This window comes from Bacillus sp. JST-5 (genome assembly GCF_057747715.1).
The window spans coordinates 1-6,230 of the sequence record NZ_JBYLHW010000099.1 but is presented as its reverse complement, the minus strand read 5'-3'; the positions used below and the strand labels follow the sequence as shown (position 1 = coordinate 6,230).

4 protein-coding genes are annotated in these 6,230 nt (G+C 34.7%); 1 reads left to right on the top strand and 3 read right to left on the bottom strand.

The window, feature by feature from the left end:
- Positions 1-318: 318 nt before the first annotated feature.
- The 3 genes from cshA to AC3ASS_RS13360 form a co-directional block, all read right to left on the bottom strand.
- On the bottom strand, positions 319-1,785 hold the full coding sequence (cshA, locus tag AC3ASS_RS13370; protein WP_488284021.1) for a degradosome RNA helicase CshA: 1,467 nt from the start codon (positions 1,783-1,785) through the stop codon (positions 319-321).
- Between the two features lie 410 nt (positions 1,786-2,195).
- On the bottom strand, positions 2,196-3,581 hold the full coding sequence (locus tag AC3ASS_RS13365; RefSeq protein ID WP_488284020.1) for a UDP-N-acetylmuramoyl-tripeptide--D-alanyl-D-alanine ligase: 1,386 nt from the start codon (positions 3,579-3,581) through the stop codon (positions 2,196-2,198).
- 69 nt (positions 3,582-3,650) lie between these two features.
- Entirely contained in the window at positions 3,651-4,733 is a 1,083-nt protein-coding gene (locus AC3ASS_RS13360; RefSeq protein ID WP_488284019.1) for a D-alanine--D-alanine ligase, read from the bottom strand.
- Positions 4,734-4,981: 248 nt separating this feature from the next.
- Between AC3ASS_RS13360 and AC3ASS_RS13355 the strand changes: the two genes are divergently transcribed.
- On the top strand, positions 4,982-6,139 hold the full coding sequence (locus AC3ASS_RS13355; protein WP_488284018.1) for a dicarboxylate/amino acid:cation symporter: 1,158 nt from the start codon (positions 4,982-4,984) through the stop codon (positions 6,137-6,139).
- Positions 6,140-6,230 lie beyond the last annotated feature (91 nt).

Sequence of the window (6,230 nt, the reverse complement as noted above, 5' to 3'; positions counted from 1 at the left end):
ATCTATCCGCCTCATTTACTCGATATGACCTTCGACAGAAAGAGCTTTGTTTTGTTATGCAAACTCACTCAATCATATCTAGCCTTATATGAGGTTCGTGTTCCTCGGACCGGTGTTTTGCCTCCAGCTTCCTTCAGATTCCGCGTCACCACGGACACCCTTGCTCTTGGCTAACCTCTACTTCTGTCTTCGGGGTTCGGGACTTACACCCTATAGTTCATGTACATGCCGGGCGCACATAGAAAGAAGGAGAAATTGAACCTTCAATTCCTCCTTCTTCTTCATTACTTGAAATTAGTTTTTCCAGTTGTTTATTCTTTAACCTCTTCTACGACTAGAAGATCGATTAGTGTCTTTTGATTTTTTTTGTAGTTTTTCTCGTTCTTTATTTTTTCCTCTTCCATCTCGGCCTTTTGGTCGCACACGTTTATCATTGTATCTTCGAGATTGGCGATCTTTTTTCACCGGAAGAGGTTTTTCACTAGTAATTTGAACAGGTGTTGTATCTGGCTCTTTTGTTAACATTTTCAATGCAGCAGCGATTACCGTCTTTTCATCATATTTACTTAGAAGTTCTTCTGATGCTTTATAATATAATGAAAGATTATTTTCCTCAATGACATTTACAATTTTATCAACAACCAAACGTTGTTGACCTTCAAGCGCCTCTTCTAACGTCGGAACCTGTAACTTTTTCATTCTTTTCTTTGTTGTTTCTTCAACCGTTCTTAAATAGGTCATTTCTCGAGGTGTAACGAAAGTAATGGCCATACCTGTATTTCCTGCACGACCTGTTCTACCGATTCTGTGAACATAACTTTCAGGATCTTGTGGGATATCAAAGTTATAAACATGGGTAACTCCAGAAATGTCCAAACCTCTTGCAGCTACGTCTGTTGCAACCAATACATCAATATTAGCTTCTTTAAATTTACGTATAACTGAAAGTCTTTTCGCCTGGCTTAAATCTCCGTGAATGCCTTCAACAGCATAACCACGGATAGAAAGTGCCTCAGCCAACTCATCTACGCGGCGTTTTGTACGCCCAAAAACAATAGCCAGTTCCGGTGACTGGTAATCTAAAAGACGTGTCAATGCGTCGAATTTTTCTTGTTCCTCTAGCTTCACAAAATACTGTTCGATTTGAGGTACAGTCATCTCTTTTGCTTTTACTTTTACGGTTTGTGGATTTGACATAAATCTTTTTGCCACTTGTTTAATTCTTTCTGGCATAGTAGCACTAAATAGAAGTGTTTGTCGTTCTTTTGGCACATTCTCTAAAATTGACTCAATATCTTCAATGAAGCCCATATTTAACATTTCATCGGCTTCGTCTAGGACAACGGTATGAATATTGGATAAGTCCATCGTTTTACGATTGATATGATCCAAAATTCTACCTGGTGTACCTACAATAATATGTGGTTGCTTCTTTAACGCACGTATTTGTCTGCTAATGTCTTGACCACCATATATGGCAAGTACATGTATCTTTTTGTCGTACCCAATTTTATATAATTCTTCAGAAACTTGTACAGCAAGTTCCCTCGTAGGTGCAATAACAAGTCCTTGAATAACACGTTCCCTTGCATTAACTTTCTCAATTAATGGGATGCCGAATGCGGCCGTTTTCCCAGTACCCGTTTGTGCTTGACCAATAATATCTTTATTTTCTAAACTTAGTGGAATAGTTTGTTCTTGTATCGGTGTTGTTTCTTCAAATCCTATTCGATTCAATGAGCGTAGCGTCGATGCGCTTAAAGGTAATTCGTTAAACTTTGCCAATTCTTTCATACTCCTTTATTTTATTGCCTAAACAATTTTTCACTTTATTATGAAATATAATTAATCTGTTTCATTTTTTGTATATTAAAGCGATGGAACAACATGGATAGACTTCACTAATATTAACATTTATATAACCTCAATGCAATGAATCCTTTGTCTGTGAAATCACTCGGGCAATTTTCTTTATGAAATTGCCGTTTTTATCTCTATTTTTTATGGTATAGAAGAAAGGAACAACTAAGTGATACCAAATGTATTTTTTACATATGGTATGGAAAAAATTCATCATAACCTCCACATTCTTCTGAAAAAGAAAGCTCTTTATTTTGTTCTTCATAAAAAAAAGCCTATCTTCATCTGATTAAGATAATATTTTCAGATAAAGATAGAGAAACTGATTTAGTATATTATTGATGTGCTAATGCGTAAGCAACCTCTTCTAATTTCATCCCCCTTGACCCTTTAACGACAATTAAATCTCCTTCATTGACGATTTCTTTCAATTCCTTTATTAGTTGACTTTTATCTTGGAAACTAAACACATTTTTATCCGTCCATTTGTTCCGTGCAGCATTAGCAATCGATTCTGCAAGTTTACCAAATGTGAATAAATAGTTGAAATCATTTGGATTTATAGATTCTCCAATTTCTTCATGCAATTGGATTTCAGATTCTCCTAATTCCAGCATGTCACCTAGAACTAGAATTTTTCTCTTATACCCTTCTAATTTTCCTGCTAAATCTATAACTGCCTTCATGGAAGTAGGACTAGCATTATAGGCATCATTTAATATTTTTGACCCATTCATTCCATCGATTAATTCCATTCTCATATTTGAAAGTGATATAGTATGTAGTGATTTTTTTATTTTGGAGAAAGGAATTTGAAACTCTAACGCCACATGAATAGCTGACAAAGCATTTAATACATTGTATTCTCCTAAAATTGGAAGTAACAATGTATCGTTATACTCATTGATTGTAAATAACATTCCATTCGTAGTTACTTGAATGGATGTTGGAAATAAATCATTACTTGTCTCTCTACCAAACGTTTTAACTCTCCATTTCCCTTCACCATTTAATGTTTTAATCTGATTCAATAATAATGGTTCATCTCCGTTAAAAACAAACAATCCTCCATCCTTTAAGCCATTTAATATTTCTAATTTTGCTTTACTAATTCCATATCTAGAACCAAGTTCTTGTAGGTGAGCATCCCCAATATTTGTTATTACAGCAACATCTGGACGAGCTATATTTGATAAAAGGTGAATTTCTCCAAAACGATTCATCCCCATCTCCAATACTGCAATTTCTGTATCTTCTTCTAGTTGTAAAATGGACAATGGTAAGCCAATTTCATTATTAAAGTTTCCAATCGTTTTTTGGACTTTATATTGTGAGGCTAAAATAGCTGCAGTAATATCTTTCGTTGTTGTTTTCCCATTTGACCCTGTAATACCAACAACTTTCAAATTCAACTCATTTCTATAGGCTTTGGCAAGCTCTTGCAAAGCGCGAAGTGTATCCTCAACAAAAATGAGTGGGTATCCTTCCGGAGGATTTGGATAATCCTTTTGCCATAAGGATGCCGCTGCTCCATTTTCAAATGCCATCTTGACAAATTCATGACCGTCTCTATTTTCCCCTTTTAATGGAATAAATAAGTTCCCCGCTTCAATGGTTTTCGAATTTATTGAAACCCCAGAAATTTTTATTTGGCTATATTCTACTTCTTTTATTGAAACACCTAGCATATGTGCTACTTCTTGAAAGGTCCTTTTGATCATAATTTTCAGCCTCCTAAAACAAAATCTTATAGGTTGAATGAAAAACAGGGCTGGAAAAATCCACCCCGTTTAAAACGAATATTTGATATTCTGCTTTATGTTATAACGCTCTTTTGCTAACTCAATCAATTCGTCAATTAATTGAGAATAACTAAGTCCTGAGTGTTTCCATAAAAGTGGGAACATACTCATTGGTGTAAATCCTGGCATCGTGTTCACTTCATTGATTAATATTTGGTTATCTTCAGTTAAAAAGAAGTCTGCACGAACTAAACCGGAACAATCTAATGCTTTAAATGCTTTTATTGCCATCTCACACATTTTTTGATAAATTTCTTCCGATATATCTGCAGGAATTATTAAAGCAGTATCCCCGTCCTCATACTTTGCTTTATAGTCGTAAAATTCTGTTTTAGGGACAATTTCTCCCGCAACTGAACATTTAGGATTGTCGTTTCCGAGTACTCCCAATTCAACCTCCCGAGCACGTACTCCTTCTTCTACGATTATTTTTCTGTCAAATTGGAAAGCTAATTCAAAAGCCTGTTTTAATTCATCACGGTTATTACATTTACTAATTCCGACGCTTGATCCTAAATTAGCTGGCTTTACAAAACAAGGATAACCAATTTCAGATTCGGTTAATTCATACGTACTTTTCTCATTATTAACCCACTCATATTTTATAAAAGAGACATATTTCACTTGTGGAAGTCCCGCTTGTGCAAAGAGATTTTTCATTATTACTTTATCCATACCTGCTGATGAGGATAAAACACCATTCCCGACGTAAGGGATATTTAATAGCTCTAGCATTCCTTGAACAGTTCCATCTTCACCATTAGGCCCATGAAGTAATGGAAAGACTACATGTAAAACTTCTTCATCTTTCGTTACAATCGTTGATTCATTTATTGCAGTTAGAGCTTGCTGGGCATTTCCACCAGAATTTTGGAATGTTAATTGTTTAATATCTTGAAGTGGAGCGTTTAATTTTGGACCCTTTACCCAGCTCCCTTCTTCTGTAATATATATTGGTTGAACCTCATATTTTTCCATATCAAGTGCTTGAATGACAGATAATGCTGTACGTAGTGAAACTTGATGTTCTGCAGATTTTCCACCATATAAAAGGCTAATTTTTGTTTTCATTTGAAACCTCCATTAAAGGATTGAATGCCTTTATTTTATCATTTTTCTTATACACATGTTAAAAACTTTTTTCTTGTTCCATATTTTTTAACGATTCGAAATTATTACCATTATTTTATTGAAAATCTACTTGTACTAGTTCATATATACTGAAAATTATGGAAAATAAAGATAATTAAATAATTTTGTAGAAAAAAAAAGATTTATGTAATAAAATTGAAAACGATTACACCTTAGGGAGGAATTCGATGAAAATTGGATTACTAGCAAGAATTGTAATTGCCATCGCACTAGGTATTACATTTGGCTTAATAGCTCCAGATTGGATGATTCGTATATTTGTGACGTTTAACCATGTATTTGGAGGATTTTTATCGTTCTCTATTCCTTTAATAATTATCGCATTTATTGCTCCAGGAATCGCTCAACTTGGAAAAGGGGCAGGAAAATTATTAGCAGGAACAACAGGATTAGCCTATGGTTCAACAATTATCGCAGGGTTGCTAGCATTTTTTACAGCTACCTCATTATATCCAAATATATTAGGAGATACGAAATTAACTCAATTTGAGAACCCTGAAAATGTACTATTAGATTCTTTTATAACAATCGATATGGCCCCACCATTTGGAATTATGACTGCTTTATTACTTGCATTTACGATTGGTATTGGAATGGCAGTTATTAAAGGGGACACATTGTATAAAGTTACTGAAGATTTTCGCAATATTATTGAAAAACTTATAAGTTCCATTATCATTCCATTATTACCAATTCATATATTTGGAATTTTTTCTAATATGACTCAAGGCGGGCAAATTGCTGACATTTTATCTATATTCGCAAAAGTTTTTGTCATGATTATTTTGCTCCATGTTGTTTATTTAATTATCCAATACAGTGTTGCTGGTGCGATTTCGAAGAAAAATCCATTTATATTAATCAAAACAATGCTTCCTGCATATTTTACAGCAATAGGAACTCAATCTTCTGCAGCTACCATTCCGGTAACATTACAGCAAGCGAAAAAGACAGGGGTAAAATCAAAAATTTCTGATTTTACAATTCCTTTGCTAGCTACAATTCACTTATCAGGAAGTACGATTACTTTAGTTAGCTGTTCTATTGCGGTCATGTACCTAAGTGGTATGTCAGCTTCGTTTAGCACTTTGTTCCCATTTATTTTAATGTTGGGAATCATAATGATCGCAGCGCCGGGTGTACCTGGAGGAGCAGTTATGGCTGCTGCCGGTATTATTCAATCCATGTTGGGATTCAACGATACGTTAATCTCACTTATGATCGCTTTATATTTAGCACAAGATAGTTTTGGTACAGCATGTAATGTTACTGGAGACGGAGCCATTACAATAATTGTTGACCAATTTTCCACAAAAGAAGGCTGATTGTTAAATCAGCCTTCAGACTGTCGACAAACCCCAACTCAAATGCTTCATTTGAGTTGGGGTTTGTCTTTTTTTGCTCATCATTTTCTAA